Origin of the sequence: Mycobacterium sp. AMU20-3851, from assembly GCF_043974665.1 — a bacterium.
Lineage (GTDB): Bacteria > Actinomycetota > Actinomycetes > Mycobacteriales > Mycobacteriaceae > Mycobacterium.
Genome location: NZ_CP146371.1, coordinates 4,596,531 through 4,620,011, shown reverse-complemented (window position 1 = coordinate 4,620,011; position 23,481 = coordinate 4,596,531). Strand labels below are relative to the sequence as shown.

General features: G+C 64.2%; 21 protein-coding genes. 12 read left to right on the top strand and 9 right to left on the bottom strand.

The genetic code is table 11. The features are described from left to right. Positions 1–74 precede the first annotated feature (74 nt). The 6 genes from istA (at position 75) to V4U86_RS22005 (ending at position 7,174) form a co-directional block, all read left to right on the top strand. Complete coding sequence (gene istA, locus V4U86_RS22030; protein ID WP_395311938.1) at positions 75–1,307, top strand: IS21 family transposase; 1,233 nt, start codon at positions 75–77, stop codon at positions 1,305–1,307. A 2-nt stretch (positions 1,308–1,309) separates the two neighbouring features. Next, complete coding sequence (gene istB, locus V4U86_RS22025; protein WP_395307447.1) at positions 1,310–2,092, top strand: IS21-like element helper ATPase IstB; 783 nt, start codon at positions 1,310–1,312, stop codon at positions 2,090–2,092. A 431-nt stretch (positions 2,093–2,523) separates the two neighbouring features. Then, positions 2,524–4,257: a sigma-54-dependent Fis family transcriptional regulator gene (locus V4U86_RS22020; RefSeq protein ID WP_395308024.1), complete on the top strand. Its 1,734-nt coding sequence runs from the start codon at positions 2,524–2,526 to the stop codon at positions 4,255–4,257. A 742-nt stretch (positions 4,258–4,999) separates the two neighbouring features. Next, the gene (locus V4U86_RS22015) at positions 5,000–5,428 is read left to right on the top strand and encodes an SDR family NAD(P)-dependent oxidoreductase (protein WP_395308023.1); all 429 of its coding nucleotides are present in this window, start codon (positions 5,000–5,002) and stop codon (positions 5,426–5,428) included. Further along, positions 5,428–6,210 (top strand): SDR family NAD(P)-dependent oxidoreductase, encoded by a 783-nt coding sequence (locus V4U86_RS22010; protein ID WP_395308022.1) that lies wholly within the window; start codon positions 5,428–5,430, stop codon positions 6,208–6,210. The genes V4U86_RS22015 and V4U86_RS22010 overlap by 1 nt, the downstream gene beginning before the upstream one ends. Before the next feature lie 190 nt (positions 6,211–6,400). Beyond that, entirely contained in the window at positions 6,401–7,174 is a 774-nt protein-coding gene (locus tag V4U86_RS22005) for an enoyl-CoA hydratase/isomerase family protein (protein ID WP_024453072.1), read from the top strand. A 713-nt stretch (positions 7,175–7,887) separates the two neighbouring features. Here V4U86_RS22005 and V4U86_RS22000 read toward each other — a convergent pair. From V4U86_RS22000 to V4U86_RS21980, 5 genes are all read right to left on the bottom strand, one after another. Then, positions 7,888–8,718, bottom strand: coding sequence for a mycofactocin-coupled SDR family oxidoreductase (locus V4U86_RS22000; RefSeq protein WP_395308021.1), 831 nt, complete (start codon positions 8,716–8,718; stop codon positions 7,888–7,890). A 27-nt stretch (positions 8,719–8,745) separates the two neighbouring features. Then, positions 8,746–9,909 carry an LLM class flavin-dependent oxidoreductase gene (locus tag V4U86_RS21995; RefSeq protein ID WP_395308020.1) on the bottom strand — a complete coding sequence of 388 codons (1,164 nt, stop codon included), beginning with the start codon at positions 9,907–9,909 and terminating at the stop codon, positions 8,746–8,748. A 46-nt stretch (positions 9,910–9,955) separates the two neighbouring features. Next, on the bottom strand, positions 9,956–10,405 hold the full coding sequence (locus V4U86_RS21990; RefSeq protein ID WP_395308019.1) for a limonene-1,2-epoxide hydrolase family protein: 450 nt from the start codon (positions 10,403–10,405) through the stop codon (positions 9,956–9,958). A gap of 91 nt (positions 10,406–10,496) precedes the next feature. Then, a complete protein-coding gene (locus V4U86_RS21985) occupies positions 10,497–11,534 on the bottom strand; it encodes a phosphotransferase family protein (protein WP_395308018.1) in 1,038 nt (345 codons plus the stop codon). After that, complete coding sequence (locus V4U86_RS21980) at positions 11,531–12,739, bottom strand: acyl-CoA dehydrogenase family protein (protein ID WP_395308017.1); 1,209 nt, start codon at positions 12,737–12,739, stop codon at positions 11,531–11,533. The genes V4U86_RS21985 and V4U86_RS21980 overlap by 4 nt, the downstream gene beginning before the upstream one ends. A gap of 272 nt (positions 12,740–13,011) precedes the next feature. Between V4U86_RS21980 and V4U86_RS21975 the strand changes: the two genes are divergently transcribed. After that, positions 13,012–14,544 (top strand): class I adenylate-forming enzyme family protein, encoded by a 1,533-nt coding sequence (locus tag V4U86_RS21975; RefSeq protein WP_395308016.1) that lies wholly within the window; start codon positions 13,012–13,014, stop codon positions 14,542–14,544. 342 nt (positions 14,545–14,886) lie between these two features. Next, positions 14,887–15,279, top strand: coding sequence for a hypothetical protein (locus V4U86_RS21970; RefSeq protein ID WP_395308015.1), 393 nt, complete (start codon positions 14,887–14,889; stop codon positions 15,277–15,279). A gap of 102 nt (positions 15,280–15,381) precedes the next feature. Here the strand turns inward: V4U86_RS21970 and V4U86_RS21965 are convergent, their stop codons facing one another. The 3 genes from V4U86_RS21965 to V4U86_RS21955 are packed head-to-tail and all read right to left on the bottom strand — an operon-like array spanning position 15,382 to position 18,094. After that, positions 15,382–16,566 carry a thiolase family protein gene (locus tag V4U86_RS21965; protein WP_395308014.1) on the bottom strand — a complete coding sequence of 395 codons (1,185 nt, stop codon included), beginning with the start codon at positions 16,564–16,566 and terminating at the stop codon, positions 15,382–15,384. A 44-nt stretch (positions 16,567–16,610) separates the two neighbouring features. Beyond that, entirely contained in the window at positions 16,611–17,321 is a 711-nt protein-coding gene (locus V4U86_RS21960) for an SDR family NAD(P)-dependent oxidoreductase (RefSeq protein ID WP_395308013.1), read from the bottom strand. A 17-nt stretch (positions 17,322–17,338) separates the two neighbouring features. Next, complete coding sequence (locus V4U86_RS21955; protein ID WP_395312161.1) at positions 17,339–18,094, bottom strand: SDR family NAD(P)-dependent oxidoreductase; 756 nt, start codon at positions 18,092–18,094, stop codon at positions 17,339–17,341. A gap of 369 nt (positions 18,095–18,463) precedes the next feature. On the opposite strand from V4U86_RS21955, the gene ribB reads away from it, so the two are divergent. Next, positions 18,464–19,648, top strand: a complete 1,185-nt coding sequence (ribB, locus tag V4U86_RS21950; protein WP_395308012.1) for a 3,4-dihydroxy-2-butanone-4-phosphate synthase — start codon at positions 18,464–18,466, stop codon at positions 19,646–19,648. Between the two features lie 57 nt (positions 19,649–19,705). Here ribB and V4U86_RS21945 read toward each other — a convergent pair whose 3' ends face one another. Then, on the bottom strand, positions 19,706–20,185 hold the full coding sequence (locus V4U86_RS21945) for a MaoC family dehydratase (protein ID WP_395308011.1): 480 nt from the start codon (positions 20,183–20,185) through the stop codon (positions 19,706–19,708). A 203-nt stretch (positions 20,186–20,388) separates the two neighbouring features. Here V4U86_RS21945 and V4U86_RS21940 point away from each other — a divergent pair, with 203 nt between their 5' ends. The 3 genes from V4U86_RS21940 to V4U86_RS21930 are packed head-to-tail and all read left to right on the top strand — an operon-like array spanning position 20,389 to position 23,467. Then, positions 20,389–21,579: an acyl-CoA dehydrogenase family protein gene (locus V4U86_RS21940; RefSeq protein ID WP_395308010.1), complete on the top strand. Its 1,191-nt coding sequence runs from the start codon at positions 20,389–20,391 to the stop codon at positions 21,577–21,579. Further along, positions 21,576–22,715, top strand: a complete 1,140-nt coding sequence (locus tag V4U86_RS21935) for an acyl-CoA dehydrogenase family protein (protein WP_395308009.1) — start codon at positions 21,576–21,578, stop codon at positions 22,713–22,715. Before V4U86_RS21940 ends, V4U86_RS21935 begins: the two co-directional genes overlap by 4 nt. Next, positions 22,712–23,467, top strand: coding sequence for an SDR family NAD(P)-dependent oxidoreductase (locus V4U86_RS21930; RefSeq protein ID WP_395308008.1), 756 nt, complete (start codon positions 22,712–22,714; stop codon positions 23,465–23,467). Before V4U86_RS21935 ends, V4U86_RS21930 begins: the two co-directional genes overlap by 4 nt. Positions 23,468–23,481 lie beyond the last annotated feature (14 nt).

Below are 23,481 nucleotides of genomic sequence, written 5' to 3'. Positions count from 1 at the left end.
ACGACGGTTGAAAATCCGGCCAGTCGCGACGGTTGAAAAGTAGGCCACCCAATCAGATTGGATGGGTGATCTCCTTGGAAGACTGGGCCTTGATCCGGCACCTTCACCGCAGCGAAGGGTTGTCGCAGCGGGCTATCGCACGAGAGCTGAGCATCGCGCGAGACACGGTGGCCAGCGCGTTGGCCAGTGATGGTCCGCCGAAGTACGAGCGGGCGGCAGGTCCGTCGGCGATCACCGAGGTGGAGCCGCGGCTTCGGGCGTTGTTGTCGGTTTATCCCCGGATGCCGGCGACGGTGCTCGCCGAGCGGGTCGGCTGGACCGGCTCGATCTCCTGGTTCCGGGAGCGGGTCCGGGCGATCCGTCCGGAGTATCTGCCTGCTGATCCGGTCGATCGCCTCGAGCATCCGCCGGGTCGGGTGATCCAGTGCGACCTGTGGTTCCCGGCACCGAGGATTGCGGTCGGGTTCGGTCAGGAGGCGATGCTGCCGGTGCTGGTGATGGTGGCCGCGTTCTCGCGGTTCGTCGCCGCGGTGATGCTGCCCTCGCGCCAAACCATGGACCTCGTGGCCGGGATGTGGCAGCTGCTCTCGCAGAACTTCACCACGGTGCCCCACGAGTTGTGGTGGGACAACGAAGCCGGGATCGGCCGTCGCGGCCGATTGAGCGAACCCGTGACGGCCTTGGTGGGCACGCTGGGGTCGCGACTGGTGCAGATGAAGCCTAACGACCCCGAATCCAAAGGAATGGTGGAGCGAGTCAACCGGTATCTGGAGACCTCGTTTCTGCCCGGTCGCAGCTTCAGCTCACCGCACGACTTCAATGATCAGCTCGGGCAGTGGCTTCCGCTTGCCAACAACCGACGGGTGCGGGTGTTGGATGGTCGTCCGGTCGACTTCCTCGATATCGATCGCGCGCACATGCTGGCGCTACCACCGGTGCCGCCGACCGTCGAGACGGTGACCTCGGTGCGGCTGGGACGCGACTACTACGTGCGGGTGGCCGGCAATGACTACTCCGTGGACCCCCATGCGATCGGCCAACTCGTCGAGGTGAGCACCACCCTGAGCCGTGTGACGGTGACCCGGTCAGGGCGCCTGCTGGCGGCTCACGACCGCTGCTGGGCGGCGCGACAAACCCTCACCGATCCCACCCACGTGCAGGCTGCCGCGGTGCTGCGCCACCAGTTCCAGGCCGGCCCGCCTCCGGCGGCAGGTGATCAGCTGGTGCGCGACCTGGCTGACTACGACCGGGCGTTCGGCGTCGACTTCACGACGGGCACAGTCACTTCCGATGGTGAGGTGGCATAAGCATGGCCGAGGATCCGATGAAGGCCGTCCTGCACTACGCCCAGGCTCTCAAGGCGCCGCGCATCCGCGACTCGGCTGCCCGGCTGGCCGAGCAAGCCCGCGACGCGGGCTGGACCCACGAGGAATACCTCGCCGCGGTCCTGTCACGGGAGGTCGCGGCCCGGGAAGCCTCCGGCGCGGCGACGCGTATCCGATCCGCCGGTTTCCCGACTCGCAAATCGTTGGAGGACTTCAACTTCGATCACCAGCCGGCGCTGAACCGGGACATGATCGCCCACCTGGGCACCGGCGCGTTCCTGGCCAAGGCCTCCAACGTCGTTCTCCTCGGGCCGCCCGGAACTGGCAAGACCCACCTCGCGATCGGATTAGCGGTCAAAGCTGCCCAGACCGGGCACCGCATCGCGTTCGCCACCGCGGTGGATTGGGTGGCCCGACTCAAAGCCGCCCACAACGCCGGGCGGCTCCCTGCCGAGCTGGTCAAGCTGCGGCGCATCGGTCTGCTCGTCGTCGACGAGGTCGGCTACATCCCCTTCGAGCAGGACGCGGCGAACCTGTTCTTCCAACTCGTCTCCAGCCGCTACGAGCACGCCTCACTGATCCTGACCTCGAACCTGCCCTTCGCCCGCTGGGGCGACGTGTTTGGAGACCAAGTGGTGGCCGCGGCGATGATCGACCGCATCGTGCACCACGCCGACGTCCTGACCCTCAAAGGCTCCAGCTATCGGCTCAAAGACACCGGAATCGACACCTTGCCCTCCGCCAGAGCCGACAACACGGCACAATAACCACGACCACGTGGCCTACTTTTCACCGTCGCTTCTGGCCTACTTTTCGACCGTCGTCAACACCGCCGAATTAAGCATCGGCGCGCAGCCGCAGCGCCGGACCCGCCCGAGGCGAGTCCGGCGCTGCGGCGTCAGCTATCGCGCTCAGCTCTGTACGCACAAGACTCGTGGCGGAAGTGGCATAGATTATGGCAGACGAGGCTTTATTGACATCCTGTCAGTAAAGGGTCACTCTTGTGATCTGTGTCATCCATCTGATGCGAGACGCACCCGATTGCGGGAACTTCGGTGGAGGTGTGAACGTGCGGACTGTTCCGATATGCAGCGATGAGGTCGCCATACGCCAAGAGCAACGCGCTCGGAACTTTCGGCGCGTTGACCCGCAGTCGGCGGAGTTCCGAAGGATTCGAGACGCCTTTCTCTGCTCGGGAGTGGCCGACGGTGACGACCTCCAGGCGCTCGGCATCGCCCCCGCGGTACTCCAGTCCTGGCGCCGGAGCTTGCAGTACGGACTCTCAGCGCAGTCGCTGCACCCACTTGCCATCGGTGTGGTCGATAACGACAGTCCGCTCGTCCGAGCAGCCCATTCGGTCATCTCCCATCGGGAACTTATGTTGAAGCAGTCGATGTGCGGACTCTCGCTGACTGACAACAACGGCGTCGTCCTGCGTCAATGGGTTCGAGACCCATCCCTTGACCGGTGGCTGGGCGATCATGGACTCGTCCCGTCTGCATCTGTCGACGAGACCACGATCGGCACCACTAGCGGAATCTGTTTGCTCAATGAACGACCAACAATGATCTGCGGTCCTGAACATTTCTTCGACGGCTACGCCGCCGTCACCTCCGCCGGCGTACCGGTGGTGCACCCGGTGACCCGACGAACCGTCGGATCGCTGAATCTGACCAGTCGGGTACGCGATACCAGCCCGGTGTTGTTGTCATGGTTGATGGAACTTGTCCGCGATATCGAGGGCGTCCTGCAGGCTTCAGCAACACAGCGCGAGCGCGCACTCTTGGATGCGTACCTCAGTGAAAACCGCGACACCCGCCATCCTCTCGTCGCACTCAACGATCACACAATCATTACCAATGCCACCGCTGCTCGCCTGCTCAGCTCAGTCGATCAAGCGTTGCTGTGGGAGCACGCATCGCGTGCCATTGGCGAACGGATCCAGGACCCTCGCGAGGTGATTCTTACCAACGGGACCCTGGTGTCGATCCATTGCCGCGAGATCCTCGGCGCCACCGAATCCGCCGGCGCAGTGGTCCGCATCCGACACGTCCCGGAATCCCGAATCCGAGCCCTACAGGCACCGCAACCTGTCTCTCTGCCCGGTCTGGTTGGCGAGGGTCTGCAGTGGCGTGAACTTTGCCGAGCCGCCGCGGCGGCCGACCGGCAAGAGCGGGTTCTTCTCGTCGGCGAACGCGGAACCGGGAAAACGGCAGTGGCGCGGGCGATGGCGGGCGAAAATGCTATGGTGCTCGATGCGTGTGAGGTCGCGGTGACGGGCACCGCTGCGTGGCTGCAGCGACTCGCTCACACGCTGCAATCTGACGCGGTGTCCGCAGTCATCATTCGGCGCTGCGACGAACTCGACCCGGCAACCGCCGACTCGGTGACTAATGCACTACTCACACAACGTAATCGGGCCATTCGAGTGTTGGCCACAACGCGTGACTCTGTCGAACACAGCCACTCAACTAGCCTGGGTACCGCGTTTGCACTGGTTCTGAGTGTTCCACCGCTCAGGGAACGGTACGAGGACCTGCCGGTACTGCTGGACGCCCTGACCCGCAAAGCCTGCCGGCGCCTCGGCAGAACGACGGGGGAGGTCCGATGGATGCCCGATGCGGTACAAGCGCTCTCACGCCTGCAGTGGCAGGGAAACATCACCTCACTCGACACCGTTGTCAACCGAGTGCTGCAATCCACGAGCAATCAGTACATCAATACCGCGGACCTACCCGCCGACGTCGTTGCGAGCGCGTCGCGGCGGAAACTCGCTGGTCTAGAACACGTCGAAGCGAACGCCATCACCGCCGCACTTCGCGCAACCGGCGGCAACAAAAACCGGGCCGCCGAGAATCTCGGCATCGCACGTTCCACGCTGGACCGCAAGATCCGATCGCTTGGGATCGACCTCACCACCGCGGCGTTTTAGGCGCAGCAAGCCAGCACCTCGCACCGTTAACTGACGCGCGGTCACTGTGTAGGCGATGTCGTGGAAATCGTCGATTGGGTTCGAACCTTACTAATCACGTTGAAAAGGAAGAGCTTTGCACCATTAGATGTAGCGTTGGTGAAGAGTCCAGGTCCGGCTGGTAGCCGTGACGAGGACGCTGCAGCAGCCTGGTGGAGGGCAGGCGGGGACCGGCGAGGGCATCGGCTTGGGTCGGTCGGGATACGTGCCCGACCCGGCGCCTCACCTTAGCCCCTAGCCTTCGAGGTGCACCTTGATCCGCATGTGCGTTAGCTGCAGCTGCGCGGCCACGCACAGTGCGGCTGTGGACACAGGCCGGCCGCGGTCATCCTCACGGCCGACGATCTTGAGGCAATGGTGCGAGCAGGCTGCGAAGTGCCGAAATCCCCTGCAATCTCGCGTATTAGAGCCTTAGCCTGCGGCCCACGGCGATGACATCGGCTCGGAGCTCGAGGTACAGGACGTTGGCACGAAACTGGCCGCTTTCATAAAGATAAATCCTCATGGGAAGTCAGTCAGAAACTGAGGCAGCCCTAGCGGAGAGGATCGCGGGGGAAGTACGTCGCCGGAGCTACAGAAAGCAATTCGCGGCGGGGCTCGCTATGACTGTAGCGAAACGCAACACCGCGTCTGTGGGGGGCGTTCTAGCGTGGAGACGTCGGTTGAGTGTCGTTAATGCTCGACATTATCGAAGGGAGACAACGTGGGTCGGCTCGATGGCAAAGTTGCCTTCATCGCCGGTGCGGCACGCGGACAAGGTCGCGCGCACGCCATTGCTCTCGCCCGCGAAGGGGCCGATATCGTAGCGACGGACATTTGCGGCCAGATCGCCTCAGTCGACTATGACATGGCATCTGCCGACGATCTTCAGACGCCGGTAGAGCTTGTCGAGCAACAGGGTCGGCGGGCGATCGCAGTGCAGGCAGACGCCCGATCTCAAGCGCAGCTCGACGGCGCTGTGGCCGGATCCCTGGCCGAGTTCGGATCGCTTGATGTTGTCGTGATCAACCACGGTATCTGGACCCGCGGTCAACTTCGGGAGCTCGCAGAGCAGACGTGGAGCACTCGGTCAGTCGATGGGAGTGTGCCGACCAATCTGGGTGAACACCGTGTTGCAACGCCGGGAAACTGATGAGGCCGTCAACGGATCTCTTTGATCTCCACGGCCGCGTAGCCGTTGTCACCGGAGCTGCTGGTGGTCTCGGATCATCGTTCTCGCGGACCCTGGCCCAGGCCGGGGCGCGAGTCGTGTGCGCCGATTTCGACACCGAGAAGGCCTGCCACGTGGCGGAAAACTTAGTTGCCTCTGGATTTAGCGCGACCGCCGTCGGCGTCGATGTCACCGATGAAACCTCGGTGGCAGCCTTGGTAGACATTGCTCTTAGGCGATATGGGCAGGTCGACATTCTGGTCAACAACGCCGGAATCGGTGATATGCGCGCCGTACCTATGCACCGAGTGCGAGTCGAACACTGGCGGCAAGTTCTCGCTGTCGACCTGGACGGTGTATTCCTCTGCAGCAGGGCGATTCTCGGTCACATGGCTGATCGCAAATCGGGGAAGGTAATAAATATTGCCTCGATGTATGGACTGCAGGGCTCCGTAGTGACTCCGATGCCGGCGTACACTGCGGCAAAGGGCGCGGTGGTGAACCTGACCCGCGAATGCGCTTTACAGTACGCCGCCCACAATGTGCAGATCAATGCGTTGTGCCCCGGGTACGTCCGCACCGGACTGGCCGGGGGTGTATACAGTGACCCAGCCTTCGTCTCGAAGCTCACGGCTCAGGTGCCGATGGGACGTATCGCCGAAGCACACGAACTCGACGGTGCGATCCTGATGCTGGCGTCAGCCGCCTCGGACTACATGACCGGTCAAACATTGGTTCTCGACGGCGGCGTCTCGGCCGGGTGACGGCCTCCGGCAGGAATGCTGGTGCGAATTGGAACAGCGCATGCCATCGCGAGGGGCTTAGCGTTGAGAAACATACTCTGCGCCCTGAAACTACGAACCCCGAGGATCATTTCATGAGTCATTCCTGTAGGTCGATTGATGAACCGGTGTCTTCGCAGGCGCCGCGGCCGGAGCGCTCGGCGACGACCCGATGAGTGTCGGCCAGGTGATCTACGAGGTCAAGGACGCCGTGGCGACGGTGACACTCGACCGCCCGGACGCACTGAATGCGCTCACCATTCGAATGATGCGTGAGCTTGCCGATGCCTTCGATTCCGCAGCGACCGATGACTCGGTACGTGCGATCGTGATCACCGGCGCCGGGGACCGCGCGTTCTGCGCCGGCGGCGATATGGCCGAACTAATTCCGAGGCTGACCGCCGGAGAGCTTGAGATCATGGTGCCAGACGCCGGAAAGCGCCATTTCAGTGACGTTTTCAAGCCTATCGTGGCGGCCGTCAATGGTGTGTGTGTCGGTGGTGGCCTTGAGATTCTCCTGGGTACCGACCTGCGCGTCGCCGCAGACGCCGCGGTGTTCGGAGTGCCGGAGGTGCGGTGGGGTTTGATCGCCGGTGGGGGAAGCCATATCCGGCTGCCGCAGCAGGTGCCATGGGCAATCGCCATGCAGCTGTTGATCACCGGCGATCACATCGCCGCTGACCGTGCCTACCAAGCAGGTCTGATCAACGAGGTTGTCACCGACGGTGCTGTGCTGGCCCGAGCGACGGAAATCGCTGTGGCGATAGCACGTAACGCGCCGCTTGCGGTACGAACCGCCAAAGAGATCGCGGTGCGGGGTCTTGCCAACGAGTCGGCCTTTCATCTGGAATACGCACTCAACCGCCAGATCATCACCTCCGATGACGCAACGGAGGGTCCGCGGGCGTTCCTTGAGAAGCGTCCCCCGCATTTCACCGGTAAGTAAGCGTGCCGCTCTGGAGCACCCGGCGGACCGGAGAGCCGAAGGGCGATGGGGGGCCTCTGTTCAAGGGGCTCGCTCAGCACCTCGTTGACAAGGAGGCGCCGTGCAGGTGAAAGGTGTGCTCGGCGAGAGTCTCCAGATGGCGATCGCCCCGAGTAATCGGTAGGCGATCCTGTTGTGATGGACACTAAGGTGTTTTGCGCACCGTAGGCCAGTGACGCCGCAGTGGCGTAGCGCCGGGGCAGTTTGCCGAGCTGATCACATGACATCCAGGTACTGTCGGGGCAATGGCGCGGCAGCGCAAGAAAGAGCCAAAGCTGCGGAAATCTGGACCGGCGGGTGCGTCTTGGCGTACGCGCCGGCTACGGCACCGGCTGCCGAGAACCGCAGGACGTGGGAACGGGGAACTTGTCGGCTGTCGTCTCGACCAGCTGCACCGGGCAGATGGTCCATCAGTCGACGTAAACTCCACGCCGGTTCAGTACGGGCGAGACTTTCTCGACCCTGGCTTGGTGGACGGGAACGCTCGGGCCGACCGCCACAGGGCCGCCGAAGATCAGCGATAGCCGCATTCCGTGAGTTCATAGTTCATCGGTGTATCACCACGGCTCGATGATCTGGATGCGTTGGACTGCTGCTGGCGAGACGAACGGTTGGGGCGCGGGGACTCGCGCCTGAGACAAGGACCTGTCTCAGGCGCGAGCGGACCTGACGACCTACAACGTCGTTCCGGCATCCACCGGTATCGCCGCCCCGGTGATGTATCGCGCGTTTTCCGAAACCAGGAACAGCAAGGCATTGCTGACATCCTCGGGCTCGACCCACGGGACGGGTAGCTTGTTGGTTGCAGTCGATGCGACCTCGAAGTCTGCCCGGCTAGGATTTGGGTTGTCGGGACAGAAGATTCGGTACGTTCCCTCGTTCTGGATCATCGGAGTGTCCACCTGGGTGGGATGCAGCGAATTTACCCGGATTCGATGTGGCGCGAGCTCGACAGCCAGGCTGCGCATTAGGCCGACCAACCCATGTTTGGCCGCCGTGTAGTGCGAGATATGCGCGTATCCCTTGAGTCCGGCCGCCGAGCTGGTGAGCACGATCGCCCCGCCGCGCTGTCCGCCCAAGATGTGGGGAATAGCGACCGTGGTGGTGTGCCATACCCCGGTCAGGTTGATGTCGACCATCTGTTGCCACGTTCGGGATGAGATCTCGTGGGACAGGTATGGCTTGCTAGCGATGCCGGCATTGGCCGAGACGATGTCGAGGCGTCCCAGCTCAAGAACCGCATCGTTGACGGCCTTTTCGAGCACATCGAGATCCCGGACATCGGCTTCGATGCGAATGGCGTGACGTCCGAGTTCTTCCACAGCTGCCGCGGTCTCGGCCAACTCTTCGGCGGTCCCGGATGGATAACCTGTGTCGACGATCTCGCGAGGCACGTCGACCAAGATGGCGTGGGCGCCTTCCGCGGCCAGCTTGAGTGCGTGCGAGCGGCCTTGACCGCGGGCCGCGCCGGTGACGAGGGCGACCTGGCCTTCAAGTGCAGACATGACTTCTCCCGATTTCGTCAGGCGGGCTCAGCGGGCGTTGGAGGTGCGTTCGGCGTCGAATCGCTTCTGCGCCTCCGCTTGGCCCGCTTGGGTGATGTCGGCCGCGGATTTGTTGCTGTTGACGGTCTGATCGAACCCGCGCTTGCGGGAGGCGAGGTCACCGTTGAAGTGCGGAGCAACCTGCTGGGCGATGAGTTCGAAGCTGCGCAGCGCCGCCTGTGTCGAGGCCCATTCGCCGTGCAGGACAAGGAACTTGCCGAATCCTCCTGACTTCTCCTGGAGCCGACGGATCTGGTTGATGGCCATCTCCGGAGTGCCGATGACGGCCAGCCCGGACTCGTTGATGGAGTCGATGAGGCTGTCGACGTCTGCGGATTCCTCGAATCCGGGTGTGATGTGCGCCAGGTAGTTCATCAGTTCGAGCAGACCGTGCCGTACGTCGGCACGCGCCTGCTCTTCGGTGTCGGCGACATGCATGATGCCGGTGAGCCGCCATTCCTCACGGCGGACTGACTTGCCGTTCTCAGCGGCGATTTCCTCAGCGATCTGCCAGTGGTTGGCCAACAGTTCCACGCCGACCGGGTTGGTTGCGGCAAGTGACAGAATGCCGGTGCCGAACTTGCCTGCAAGTTTCGGTCCGGTCGGGGAAACTGTTGCTGTGACGGCTATCTGGAAATCGGAGTAGGGAGCGACGTGCAGGTAGGCGTCGCGGCAGGTGTACCAGTCGGCTTCTTCGGTGACGGTTTCGCCGGCGAGCAGGCGGTTGATCACCGAGAAGGACTCTTCCATCTTCCGACGGTTGTCGAGCGGGTCGATTCCGATCATCTTTGCGTCGTCAGCGAGCTGGCCGGGGCCGGCGCCGAAGATCATCCGCCCGTTGCTCAGGTGATCGAGCATGACCAGACGATCGGCCAGCATGAACGGGTGATGGTAGGGCAGGGAGACGACGCCGAGGCCCAGCTTGATCCGATGGGTCCGCTGTGATGCGGCGGCAACGAAAAGCTCGGGGGAGGCGATGATCTCTACGCCGCCGGAGTGATGTTCGCCCATCCAGAACTCGGCGAAGCCGAGGCGGTCGAGGTGCTCGACCAGTTCGAGATCGTTCTGGATGGAGAAGTGGGCGTCAGAGGTGGGGAGATGCCAGGGAGCCAGGAAGGCCCCGAACTCAACGTGCGGGTGCAGGACGGTCATGGGTGTTGTCCGATCGTGGTGAGTGGCCGAGGGGGATTGGTAATGCTCAGCCGCGCAGGGACACCTGCACGGCCTCTTCGAACTCGCGCAGGTCGAAGTAGTCGCGCCACCCGATGATTTTTCCGTCGCGCAGTTGCAACACGCCCAGGACCGCGAGTGGGTAGGTTTTGCCGGTCAGTAAGGCGGTGAGCACGTCCACGCGTTCGGTGTAGACGAAGCCGTTGGCCGATGCGATGTGATACGTCTCGACCGCTTCGATCTTCATGACACCGAACAGTCCGGTCAGTGTGGCGTGGACAGCCTCCCGGCCGTAGGCCGGCGCCAATGGCATGTTCTGGTACATGCCGTCCTCGGCGAAATAGGTGATCAGTCGGTCGGCGTCGTTGGTGGTCAGGTCCTGCATGAATCGCAGAACCAGCGACTCGTCCGCGTTGGCGGCCTGCTGATCGGCTTGGTCCGCGGACACCCACTTCGGAACTTCAACCTCAAGCGTCATTGCTTCGAACTCCTATCTAGCGCAGGGAACATGGCAGGACACCCACGCTATGTGGGCTGCATCACCACGGTTGTCGCAGTTCGCAACAGCGTCAGGACGTGCTGGTGGCGCCGCGGCTGCGCAGTGCGCTCAGTCCGGCCGACACCAGCTCAGGGACGCACGCCGCGGCGGCTGACGCGGTGTGGTCGGCGGATGCGCCCGCCTCGGTGCGGAAGGCGATTCCCTCCGCGATCACGGCCAGCTTGAAGTGCGCAAGGGCGATGTAGAACGACCAGTGGTTCAGGTCCGTGCCGGACGCGAGCGCATAGTGCTGGGCAAGGGTGTCCGGAGACGGCAGCCGCGGGCTGGTCCAGGCTGCATGGGTGCCGAGAATGGTGTCCAATGCCGTGGAGCGGTAGACGCACATGAGTGCGACGTCTGTCAGCGGATCGCCGATGGTCGACAGCTCCCAGTCCACGACTGCACGCACCAGGCTGGGGCCGGAAAGATCAACGATTGTGTTATCGATACGGAAGTCTCCGTGGACGATGGCAGGCCCCAGTGATCTTGCCGGAATGCGTTCTGCGAGTGCCGCAGCCAGCAGGTCGACGTCGGTGAGATCGCGGGTCCGTACCCGATGCCACTGCTTGGTCCAGAGGGTGACCTGCCTGGCGAGAAATCCGTCCGGTCGGCCGAAGTCGTCGAGTCCGACCGCGCGGTAGTCCACCTCGTGTAGGTCGACCAAGGTGTGGATGAGTTCGCTGGTCAGTGCTTCGATCTGCTGGTCGCTGAGATCGTCGAGGTCGGTGCTGTCGCGAATCACCTGTCCTGCGACGAATTCGGCGACTGTGATTGGTGCGCCGGTGTACGAGCCGTTGACGTCGCAGGCCACTGTCGCCGCCACAGGCACCGCGGTGCCTTGCAGGGCGCGCATCACTCGATACTCCCGGGCGACGTCATGGGCCGAAGGCGTCAACCCCCGCGCCGGCGGACGGCGCACCACCCACACCGACGATCCGTCGGTCACCCGATAGGTCAGGTTGGAGCGCCCCCCGGCAAGTAGTTGTGCCGACAGAGATCCGGACAGGGCTATACCGTTGTTGATCAGCAGGGCCTGCAGCTGAGCCAGGTTCAACGCGTGGTCGCTCATTCGGAGTCTTCCGCTTGTCGACGTGCAGCGCGGATGGCGCGCTTGGCAATGGCCCAGCGGTGAACCTCCGATGGGCCGTCGTAGACCCGGAAGGGGCGCACTTCGCGCGAGATGCGCGCCACCGGGTAGTCGTCGGATACTCCCAGCCCGCCACACATCTGCACACTTCGGTCGACGACTCGGTCGATGGCTTCAGCTGCAAACGTCTTCGCAATCGATGTCTGGGTGGACGCGGCCTCGCCCTGGTCGAGGTGCCAACAGGCCTGGACGAGCAACGCCCTGGTCGCGGCGAGGTCGATTTCGTTGTCGGCGACCATCTTTTGGATCATGCCCAGATCGCCGAGCTTGCCGCCGAATCCGCCCCGCGCCGCGACATGTGAGAGAGCGGTGTCATGGGCGCGCCGCGCCGATCCCAACCACCGCATGACATGGGTCATGCGCGCTGGACCGAGGCGGATCTGTGCATACTGGAATCCCGCATCGACTGCACCGAGGACGGCGTCGTCACCGACGCTGACCTCGTCGAAGGTGACTTCGCAGTGTCCTCCGAGCATGGACTTGTCCATGGTCGCAATATGCCTGCCGACGGTCAGTCCGGTGGCATGCGCATCGACGAGGAACATGGTGGCTCCGCCGCGATCGCCAGGGCGACCGGAGGTGCGTGCCATGACTATGAAGAAGTGTGCGCCGTCGGCGCCGGTGATGAACCACTTCCGGCCCGAGATGTGCCACCGTCCGGCGCGGTATGTCGCAGTGGTGCACAGCATTGACGGATCCGAACCCGCACCCGGCGAGGGTTCGGTCATGGCAAAGGCAGACCGGCAGTCCCCGGCCGCCAGCGGCTGTAGGTACGTTACCTTCTGCTCTGGGCTGGCCGCATGGGCCAACAGGTGTAGGTTTCCTTCGTCCGGTGCGGCGATGTTGAGGCTGAGTGGGCCGAACAGCGAGTAGCCGGCTTCCTCGAAAAGCGTTGCCCGATCCACCATTCCGAGTCCCAGACCGCCGTACTCACGTGGCGCGTGCGGTGCGAACACCCCCGCCGCCCGTGCCTCTTCCTGCAATCGGACCCGCAGCACGTCGTTGCCTGCGGCGTGGATGTCGCCGTTGTGCTCGTCATCGACCGGCAGCACGACATCGCGGATGAACGTCGCAGTCCGCGCGGCGAGCTCTGACACGTGCTGGGGAAAGCTCAGACTCACAGCCATCGGAGATCCTCGGGTAGGGGGCAAGAGGCGGGCGAATGCCGGGCAGGGGCTACGGTGCAGCTATCGCCGGCACTTTGGACCGTAATGAGCAGCTCAAACGACGAGTGTCGCAATTCGAGACGGGGCGGCCACGGCGCGACCGCGCCAGCGATGAGTGTTGTTAATTGCGACACAAGCCCGGCCCGTGGCAGATCTATGGTTCGGATCTGACCTCGGGAAAGACGATCAAACTGCACCCGGGCGAGCGAATTCGAAGTCGAAGGAAGATCGGCATGAACCTTGCGAGTGTGTTCCACCATCAGGCGGTAAAACATCCGACCAAGCTCGCCATCCGCGACGCACAAGTCCAGCTGTCGTACGCGTCGCTGGACGATCAGTCGGCGCGAGTGGCGGCGTTTCTGGCCGGCGAATCGATCAAACCCGGGGACCGGGTCGCCATCTACATGGCCAATAGTGCGCAGTACATCGTTGTAGCACTTGGCATTTGGAAGGCCGGCGGTGTCCTGGTGCCGTTGAACACCGCAATTCCGCCGGCTCCGCTGCGGCACGCCGTCGCCGATTCCGGGGCGCGCATCGTCTTCGCCGACCCACAGACGGCCCCTCGGCTCGTGCGCGACTTCGAGGGGTTTGAGATCGCCGACCGGCTCGTGGTCTGCGGCCCGGTCGGCGAGGACGTACGGCCACAGTGGACCTACGAACAGGTCCTCACTGCCCCGCCGGCACCGACCATTGAACCGCGGCTCGACGGCGACGACGCGATGATCATGTACACCAGCGGCTCCTCCGGCACCCCGAAGGGCGTTCGACAGACCCACCGCAATATCACGGCGTACATTTCGGCGATCACCCAGATCTGGGACTTCTCCGTCGACGACTTCGCCGTCATCTGCACGCCGTTCTTCCACGTCGGCGGCATGCAGTTGATGATCCTGCCGATGCTGCTTAACGGCGCCTCGGCCTACACCCTGGCGCGATGGAACGCGGCGCAGTGGCGACAGGCGGTCCAGGATTGCAACGCCACCTATACGGCGCTGGTACCGACCATGGTCGTCGATGTCGCCAATGCCTTCGAGGACGACCCGGCGGATCTGTCGTCGGTGCGACTGTGTGCGATCGGCGGCTCGGTGCTGCCTGAAGGTCCGGTGCGGCGGTTCCTCGGTGCGACCGGTATCCGCAACGCCGTCAACATCTATGGCCAAACCGAACAGTCCGGTGTGGCGATCTGTGAGCGACCGGGCGAGCAGGACCACCCTCGTGTGCTGGGCCGGCCGCTGGAACAGCTCCTGTCCTGGAAGCTGGTCGACGTCGGCACCGGCGCCGACGTCAGTGACCACCCCGGCCAGGTCGGCGAGCTCCGGGTGCGCGGCGATGCAGTCACTCCGGGTTACTGGAATCTTCCCGACGTCAACGCCGAGAAATTCGTCGACGGGTGGTTGAGGACCGGCGACCTGATGCGGACCGACACCGACGGTGTACTGCATTTCGTCGAGCGATCCGACGAGATGATCATCTCGGGCGGCGAGAACGTTTACCCGCAGATGATCGAGAACAGCCTGGCATCCTGCCCGGATGTCGCCGAAGTCGCGGTCATCGGCACTCACCACGAACGCTGGATTCAGCAGGTGACGGCGATCGTGGTCCCACGTTCGGCCGCCGTCACCAGGGACGACATCATCGCCTACTGTGCGGATCACCCCGACCTGCAGGGTCTGCAACGGCCACGCCGAATAGAACTGGTGGCGGCGCTGCCGCGTACCGGCAACAACAAGATCGACCGCACGCAGCTCAAGCGCGACTTCGTCTGACGATGAGCCACCTCCGACTGTTGTGGATCAATGGCAAGCCCGTCGAACCACGCGATCCGACAACCCGACGGCGGCGCCTGCCCGTGGAGACCACCAGCGACGGATGCCGAATCGCGTGGCTGGTGGTCCCGGTGGCGGCGTCTACCGCACTGACTGTCCGCGACTCTGCTGCGCGGCGACGGCCGAGAAAGGCACTGCGACGCATCAGCATCGTGGTGCTGCTCGCCGCGTTGATGGTGTTCATGTTCAACCTGATTGCGGCAGTTGGCATGCACAGCGTGCTCTCCCGTTCGACACCGAGCACCTCTATGGGGCCGGCGCTACCAAGTTAAGGATCGCGTGATGGACAGATCTGACGAGATGAGCTTCGCCTGGGCGCTGGCTGATGCCGCCAAGCCGTTCATCAGTGCCGGTGCGTACACCTGGCTGTGCGTGAAGATCGGGGCCGGCGAATACCGCCACGCGATCCTGGAACTGCTGGAAAGATTTGTCGCCCGAGACGCGGAGTTTCCACTCGCGCTGGCGCCGTCGCTATGGGCGTGGGTGAGTGGATTCGCCGGCTGCAGCGCCGAGGAGCGGTTGCGGACACTGGGGATGGGTCTCAGACTCGGCCCCTATGTCCCCGAGCCCGTGCCGCCGCCCCCGCCGCCGCTGGTGGCACGACGTCCCTACGCCGCCACGAAGAATCGGGCCACCCGACTGCGATTGATCTCGACGCAGGCACACGCATCCTGACCGGTGCGCGAAGGCGTGCCGTCTGAGTGATTTCTTGCCGTAACGTTGTACAACACAAAGCCGCCCCGCCGTACGGCGGGGCGGCTTTGCTTGTTCAGGCGATCAGAGGCGTTCGATGATGGTGGCGTTCGCCATTCCGCCGCCTTCGCACATGGTCTGCAGCCCGTATCGTGCTCCGCTGCGCTCCAGGTTGTTCACCATCGTGGTCAAGAGGCGAGTTCCCGAGGCGCCGAGGGCGTGTCCGAGCGCGATGGCACCGCCGCGCGGATTGAGCTTGGCGGGGTCGGCATTCAGTGATCCGGCCCAGGCCAGCGGGACCGGCGCGAAAGCCTCGTTGACCTCGAATGAATCGATATCGTCAATGCTCAATCCCGAGCGTTCCAGCACCTTTGTCGTCGCCGGAATCACCCCCGTCAGCATGTAGAGCGGGTCGCTGCCGGTGACGGCGAAGCTGTGAAAGCGAGCCCGCGGGCGCAGGCCCAGCTCGTTGGCTTTGTCCTCGGACATGATCAGGACTGCCGAAGCTCCGTCGGTCAGTGGTGACGAGTTTCCGGCGGTGATGGACCACTCGATCTGGGGGAACCGCGCGCTGTACTCGTCGGCGGCGAATGACGGGCGCAACCCGCCCAGTCCCTCCGCAGTTGTGGAGGCGCGCACCGTCTCGTCGATGGTATGGACGCTGCCGTCTGGCAGGGTCACCGGCACGATCTCGTTGTCGAACTCGCCGGCGCGGTACGCCTCATCGGCAAGTCGATGCGACCGCGCGGCGTATTCGTCGAGTGCTGCGCGGTCCAACTTCCAGTCCGCAGCGATCAACTCGGCCGAGATACCCTGTCCGACAAGGCCATCAGGGAAGCGCTCCGCCAACGGCTTGACGTTGGCGTCTTGGCCCTGCGAGCTGGCACCCATCGGGATCCGGCTCATCGACTCCACGCCGCACGCGACGACGATGTCGTAGGCGCCGGCGAGCACCCCTTGCGCCGCGAAATGCGCCGCCTGCTGGCTTGAGCCGCACTGCCGATCCACGCTGGTGCCCGGTACCGACTCGGGCAGCCCCGCGGCAAGCGCCGCTGTCCGGGCGATGTTCAGTGCCTGCTCGCCGGTCTGAGACACACATCCGGCGATGACGTCGTCGATGAGTGCGGGATCGAAGTCGTTGCGTGCCAGCAGAGCTTGCAGGGTCTGCTGTAGCAGGTTCACCGGGTGCACGCCCGACAGCGCCCCGCCAGGCTTGCCCTTGCCTGAGCCGGTGCGCACGGCATCGACGATCACTGCGTTGATGGTCATGTTTTTCTCCAATCGAGAGGTGTTGCTGTCGAGAACTTCTCGGGTCAGGCGCGCCAAAGGCTGGGCCCGGGACGAGTCAGGGGTAGGTAGGGCACGGTCACCTTCTTGGTGAGCCGGGTCAGGCATACGGTGGCTTCGGCGACGTCGGCGGCGGTCATCATGTCCGCCGGATCGACGCCGGGGAGTGCGGCTGTCATGTCGGTGGCGACATAGCCCGGGCACACCGCCGAGGCATTGACCCCGTGAACGTACTCTTCAACCGATAAGGTTTCGCAGAGGGAGATCATTGCCGCCTTGGTGGCACCGTAGGCAGAGTTCAGCGGTTCCCCCGCCAGTCCGGTCATTGAGGCCATAGCGATCACGCGGGCGCCGAACGGCGACTGTTGTCCGGCTCGTCGCAGTGCTGGTAACAAACTCTGAATCAGCGCATAGGGTGCCCGCAGGTTGATGGCGAGCAGCTTGTCCAGCCGTCGTAACGGAAAGTCGGACAGCGCGCCTATGGTGCCCATTGCCGCGTTGAGGATGAGGGCGTCGATCGTGTCCAGGTCCGCGGTCGCTTCTGAGATGATCTCCACCGCATCCGGATCGGCCATGTCGGCCGCGACCGGAGTGATCCGACGCCCGCTCTCGGCGCTCAGCGCGGAGGCGAAATCTGCGATACCGCTGGGATTTCGAGCGGTGACGAGGAGATCCCAGCCCTCCGCGGCCAGCTTGGTACAGATCTGGGCACCGATTCCGCGACTGGCGCCGGTCACCACGGCGGTCCGTCGGCTCACTTGGGAGCCATTCTGATGGCGCCGTCGAGGCGAATGGTCTCGCCGTTGAGCATGGGGTTGACCACGATGTGCTCGACCAGTGCGGCAAACTCGTCGGGGTGCCCGAGGCGCCGAGGATGAGGGACCTGGCTGGCGATGGATTCCCTCGCAGGAGCAGATAATCCCTGCAGGATCGGCGTGTCGAACATGCCGGGAGCGATGGTCATGACCCGGATCAGTTGGCTGGAGAGATCGCGTGCGAGCGGCAGGGTCATGCTGGCGATCGCGCCTTTGGACGCGGCGTAGGACGCCTGCCCGATCTGGCCGTCAAAGGCTGCCACCGATGCGGTGTTGACGATGATTCCGCGCTCGCCGTCGACGGGTTCTGTTGCCGCAATCGCAGCTGCCGCCAAGCGGGTGACGTTGAATGTGCCGATCAGGTTGATATCGATGACGCGACGGAAGCGGTCCAGCTCGAGCGGGCCGTCCTTGCTGATGGTTCGGGCCGGGTCGCCCACACCGGCACAGCTGACGACGATGCGCAGCTCGCCCCAGCCGGTCGCTTCGTCGATGGCGGCTTGGACCGTTTCCGGATCGCGCACGTCGGCTCCGAGCAGGCGGATGCGCGAGTCCGGCGCGGGGGACTGTGCGACGGCGCTCGGCAGATCGATCCCCACCACGCGGGCTCCCGCCGAGACGAGCCGTCGGGCGGTGGCGTGGCCGAGTCCGGAAGCGGCGCCGGTGATCAACGCAAGGGAATTCTCTAACTTCACTGTGGTGGTGTCGCTTTCGCTGCGCGCCCCAAAAGGGCTGGTTGGCGTTTTCAACCTCGCACCTCGTATTGCATCGTGGTCGTCGCAATCCGCGACAGTCGGGCCAGGGTGTAGTGATGTGCGACATAGTCGGGGGCCTCGGCTTTTCTAGGGTTGGGTCATCAGCACGCCACGATCCACGCAGGAGGCGACACCATGAGCAGTCCACAGCAGCAGACGGATCTGCCACATCACATGACACATTCAGGATCGGACCCAGCGTCTGCGCCGGTGCGTCGCCTGCACCCGCGCTCCACCGTCCAGTCAGCTCATCGCTCCGCCCCGCACGACGCCGTTGGGATCGCCGTCCAACGGTTACAGGCCGGCGAGATGGTCATCGTCATCGACGACCCGGACCGGGAGAACGAGGGCGATCTGGTGATGGCTGCGCAGTACGTCACTCCGGCGGATATGGCGTTCATCGTCAGGCACACCACAGGAATCATCTGTGCGCCCATGACCGACGCGCGTGCTGATCAACTGGGTCTGCCGCTGATGGTCACCACCAATACCGACCCGCACGGTACCGCGTTCACGGTGTCGGTCGACGCCTCCGGGACCGGTACCGGCGTCAGCGCGAGTGCCCGGGCGGCGACGGTTGCCGCCCTCGCCGCAACCACGACGAGCGCTCACGATCTGCGCGTCCCGGGGCACATCTTTCCGCTGCGTGCGCGCGCCGGTGGCGTGCTCGAACGGGGCGGGCACACCGAAGCCGCCGTGGATCTGCTGCGCCTGGCTGAGCTGTACGAAGTCGCGGTAATCAGCGAGCTGGTGGCAGACGACGGCGACATGATGCGCGGGCCGGATCTCATGCGCTTCGCCGCTCAGCACGATCTGGCGGTAGTCTCCATCGCGGAACTGGTGGCCCACCGCCAGCAGGCTGAGGCGACGGTGCGGTTGTGCGGGCGGGCGGACCTGCCGACCGCCTATGGGGTGTTCGAGGCCCAGTCCTACCGCGACGACGCTGCTGGGCTGGAGCATCTGGTGCTGATCGCCGGCGACCACAACGAGCTGATGGACCGTCCCGATGGCGTCCTGACACGGGTGCACAGCGAGTGCCTGACCGGCGATCTGGCAGCGTCGCTGCGCTGTGACTGCGGAGATCAGCTGCGCGAATCGCTGCAGCTGATCTCTCGCGACGGCGGCATTCTGATCTACCTGCGGGGCCAGGAAGGCCGCGGAATCGGCCTCGGTGACAAACTTCGCGCCTACACGCTGCAGCAGGCGGGCCGCGACACCGTGGACGCCAACCTTGAGCTCGGTCTTCCGGTTGACAGTCGCGACTACGCGGCGGCCGCGCAGATACTTCACCAGCTCGGCGCGACGCGTATTCGGTTGATTTCCAACAATCCTGTCAAGAGCGAGACGCTGGCCGGGTACGGCATCGAGGTGCTCGACTGCGTGCACCTACCCAGCCGGGCCACCGCGCACAACATCAACTATCTGCGCACCAAGAAAGACCGCCTCGGACATGCGATCAATCTCGGTCCGAGCGAGCAGGCGCCGTGCGGGTGACTCGCTGCACCGTTGCGGCGCCGAGCAGTTCGAGCGTCGCACCGGGGTGGAGGTCGGTCAGCTGAAGTAGCGGTACACAGCCTGCGCAACACAGACCGGCTTGACCTGACCTTCAGCCTCCAGACTGGCGTGCACCGTGACGCTGAGGCCGCCGGTGACCTCGGTGACCTGCACGATTCGCGACTGGAGGCGCACCCGGGTACCAGCTGGCAGGGGCGCCGGAAACCGCACCTTTTCCAGGCCGTAGTTGAGAACCTGCGAACAGTTGTGCACGGTCAACACAGTTGCGAGCATCGGACCCACGAGAGACAGCGACAGATATCCGTGTGCGATCGTGCCGCCGAAGGCGCTCGTGGCCGCGCGCGCGACATCGACGTGAATCCACTGGTGATCGCGCGTGGCGTCGGCGAACTGGTTGATGACCGTCTGGTCGATCAGCCACCAGTCGCTGGTTGGTAGGTCGCAGCCTTCCAAACGGCGAAGAGCGTCAAGATCATCGCAGGTGACAACGTCACCGGTTGAATTGTCAAAAGTCATCGACTCACGTCCTCAGGTAGGCCAAGCGGTTGAGCGTCGACCGTTGAGCGTAGGGACCGGCGGGCACTCTGGAGTGTCCCAACCCGCGACACCGGCATCCACGGCACTGACTCAGACTGCGACATCCACACACCGGCGGGCGCGGCACGATCGGCAGTGTGGTCACGCATGTGTGATCCCCACTCCAGGAGGACAACCGACCCATGAGCGATGAGTCGCCGGAGGTGGCACTAACCCGTGCCGCCGAGGATTTCCTAGTTCAGCACGACCCCGCGACGACCGAGCGCACAGACTTCCTGCGTGCTCGTTTCGATGCCGGCCTCGCGTGGGTGCACTATCCGGAGGGCCTGGGCGGCCGGGGCGCCGATTCTGAATTGCAGCAGGTCGTCGATGCAGTCTTCGACGCCGCCGGCGCACCCGATAATGCGCCGCACCGCAACGTGATCGGACTAGGGATGGCGGCGCCCACGATCCTGCGGTTCGCGAGCGAGGAGTTGCAGACGCGCTGGCTCAAGCCGCTGTGGACCGGTGAAGAGATCTGGTGTCAGCTGTTCAGTGAGCCCGGTGCCGGTTCGGATCTGGCCGCCGTCGCAACCCGCGCGGTGCGCGACGGCGACGGCTGGCGAGTCTCGGGACAGAAGGTGTGGACCTCACTGGCGCACGACGCCGCCTGGGCGCTGCTCGTTGCGCGCACCGACCCCGGCCAAACCAAACACCGTGGTTTGACCTATTTCGTCTGCGACATGGCCAGTGCCGGTGTGGACGTCCGACCGCTGCGGCAGTTGACCGGGGAAGCCGAGTTCAATGAGGTGTTCCTCGACGAGGTCTACATTCCCGATGCACTGCGGTTGGGAGAGCCTGGCGAGGGCTGGAAGGTCACCCAGTTGACGTTGATGAACGAAAGGGTCGCCATCGGAGCGGGTAACACGCCGCGCGAAGGTGGTCCCATCGGATTCCTGGCCAGGTCGTGGCGGGAGAGCACCGAACCATGGAATCCCGCATTGTATGACGACGTCCTCAAGCTGTGGATCGACGCGGAGGCGGCACGCCTGACGACAGCACGGCTGCGCCAACAGATGGAGGCGGGCTTGCCCGGGCCCGAGGGTTCGGGCGCCAAGCTTTCCTATGCCCGCCTGGCTCAGCAGGTCGCCAGCATCGAGATCGATCTGGCCGGCGCTGACGGGCTGCGTTACGACGACTACAGCATGCGCAGGCCTGATCTGGACGTGGAGGAAAATCGTCCTGCGGCTTACCGATTCCTGCGGACCAAAGGTAACTCGATCGAAGGCGGTACCTCGGAGATCATGCGCAACATCATTGCCGAGCGGGTGCTCGGACTTCCCGCCGAGCAGCGGGTCGACGTCGACATCGCATGGAAGGATCTACCCCGATGACCCTGGCCAATCCGCCGGTACCGGACTTGTTGTACGCCGAACTGGAAGATGAGCTGCGCGAGACGGTTCGCGATGTACTGAAGAGCAAAGCCGAATGGGCTGATGTGTTGGCGCGAACCGAATCGACAGCGACCGTCGACACCGAACTGTGGACGACGTTGGCCGCCGATGTCGGACTGGCGGGGTTGGTCGTCGCCGAGGAGCACGGCGGTGCGGGCGCATCGTGGCGGGAGGTTGCCGTGGTGCTCGAAGAGCTTGGGCGTGCGGTCGCGCCGGTTCCGTTTCTCGGTGCGGCGGTGACAACGCCGGCGCTGTTGACTGCACTGCACCTGCACGATGAGCTGGCCGCCGCGGCATCCGGTGAAACCGTTCTCGCAGTGGCTGTTCCCGCCGACCGGCTGCCGTGGAGCGATGCTGAGTTAACCGATTTCACAGCAGATTCCGACGGGCGTTTGACCGGGACCGTGCGATCGGTGTGCGATGTCGGGAACGCCGACAGCTTGCTCATCCCTGTCGGTAACACGCTCTACGCCGTCGATCGGTCTGCCGCACAGATCGAACCGGTGGTCTCGCTGGACATGACCCGCCAACTCAGCGATATCTCGCTGGACGGTGCCGTGGCGCGCCGCTTGGGCGCCCACGAGGTCGGTGCGGCGGTGCGGTCTGCCCTGACGGTTTCCAGCGCGCTGCTGGCATCCGAGCAACTCGGACTCGCCGAGCAGTGCCTGGAGATGACCGTTGACTACCTCAAGGATCGCCGCCAGTTCGGTCGGGTGTTGGGTTCTTATCAGAGCATCAAGCACCGACTGGCCGATTTGTGGGTTGACATCACCCAGGCCCGGGCGGTCGCGCGCTACGCTGCGGCCTGCGCAGCATTGGGTAGCCCGGACCTGCCGATGGCCAGTTCACTGGCCCACGTGGTGTGCTCGGCGACTGCGGTGCGTGCGGCCGAGGAGTGCATCCAACTGCACGGTGGTATCGGCTTCACGTGGGAGCACCCGGCCCACCTCTACCTCAAGCGCGCCAAGTCAACTCAGCTGCTTTTCGGCTCTACCGCAGCCCACCGGCGCCGAATTGGTGAACTGGCGGCGTTGGACGCAGCGTCGGTGCAGGCACTTGCAGGAGTGTCGGCGTGACCGATTTGAGTGGACGCAGCGCCGTCGTCACCGGCGGGAACAGCGGCATCGGATTGGCGCTGGCGGTAGGGCTTGCGCGCGCGGGTGCAGATGTCGCTGTGTGGGCGCGCAATCCGGAGCGCAGTCGCGCTGCCGTCGATGAGCTGGAATCCTATGGTGTGCGGGCCCTTGCGGTGGCCTGCGATATCGGTGACGAACAGTCGGTCGTCGAAGCCACCGCGCAGACGGTGCAGGCCTTTGACAAGATCGACATCCTGATCGCCAACGCCGGGATCGCGGACGCGAAGGGATATCTGGACACATCGGTTGAAGATTGGCATCACGTGATGCGTACCAATGTGGACGGGACCTTCTTGACCACCCGTGAGGTGGGCAGACATATGGTCGAGCGCGGTCAGGGTGGCGCGATGGTGGTGGTGTCGTCCACGGTGGCCCGGTACGGCGCGGCGACCCAGGCTGCCTACGCGGCCAGCAAGAGCGCATGTGCATCACTGGGGCGCACGATCGCCGTAGAATTCGCTCGCCATCAGATTCGCTGCAACATCCTGATTCCTGGCTGGGTGGCCACACCGATGAACGATCACCTGCGTGCCAATGAGAAGTTCTTCGACGTCACCGTGCGACGGACCCCGGCACGGCGTTGGGCTGAAGCGTCTGAATTTCACGATGTTGCAGCATTTCTCGCTGATCCTGCACTGACATTTCACACCGGCAATGAAGTCGTCGTCGACGGCGGCTACACCATCTTCTGACCATCGACAGTCGA

Bases quoted from the DNA above. Each gene is read 5' to 3' on its own strand.
- istB (WP_395307447.1), top strand. From the start codon at position 1,310: ATGGCCGAGGATCCGATGAAGGCCGTCCTGCACTACGCCCAGGCTCTC.
- V4U86_RS22010 (WP_395308022.1), top strand. From the start codon at position 5,428: ATGAGGCCGTCAACGGATCTCTTTGATCTCCACGGCCGCGTAGCCGTT.
- V4U86_RS22005 (WP_024453072.1), top strand. From the start codon at position 6,401: ATGAGTGTCGGCCAGGTGATCTACGAGGTCAAGGACGCCGTGGCGACG.
- V4U86_RS22000 (WP_395308021.1), bottom strand. From the start codon at position 8,718: ATGTCTGCACTTGAAGGCCAGGTCGCCCTCGTCACCGGCGCGGCCCGC.
- V4U86_RS21995 (WP_395308020.1), bottom strand. From the start codon at position 9,909: ATGACCGTCCTGCACCCGCACGTTGAGTTCGGGGCCTTCCTGGCTCCC.
- V4U86_RS21990 (WP_395308019.1), bottom strand. From the start codon at position 10,405: ATGACGCTTGAGGTTGAAGTTCCGAAGTGGGTGTCCGCGGACCAAGCC.
- V4U86_RS21985 (WP_395308018.1), bottom strand. From the start codon at position 11,534: ATGAGCGACCACGCGTTGAACCTGGCTCAGCTGCAGGCCCTGCTGATC.
- V4U86_RS21980 (WP_395308017.1), bottom strand. From the start codon at position 12,739: ATGGCTGTGAGTCTGAGCTTTCCCCAGCACGTGTCAGAGCTCGCCGCG.
- V4U86_RS21975 (WP_395308016.1), top strand. From the start codon at position 13,012: ATGAACCTTGCGAGTGTGTTCCACCATCAGGCGGTAAAACATCCGACC.
- V4U86_RS21970 (WP_395308015.1), top strand. From the start codon at position 14,887: ATGGACAGATCTGACGAGATGAGCTTCGCCTGGGCGCTGGCTGATGCC.
- V4U86_RS21965 (WP_395308014.1), bottom strand. From the start codon at position 16,566: ATGACCATCAACGCAGTGATCGTCGATGCCGTGCGCACCGGCTCAGGC.
- ribB (WP_395308012.1), top strand. From the start codon at position 18,464: ATGGTCATCGTCATCGACGACCCGGACCGGGAGAACGAGGGCGATCTG.
- V4U86_RS21945 (WP_395308011.1), bottom strand. From the start codon at position 20,185: ATGACTTTTGACAATTCAACCGGTGACGTTGTCACCTGCGATGATCTT.
- V4U86_RS21940 (WP_395308010.1), top strand. From the start codon at position 20,389: ATGAGCGATGAGTCGCCGGAGGTGGCACTAACCCGTGCCGCCGAGGAT.
- V4U86_RS21935 (WP_395308009.1), top strand. From the start codon at position 21,576: ATGACCCTGGCCAATCCGCCGGTACCGGACTTGTTGTACGCCGAACTG.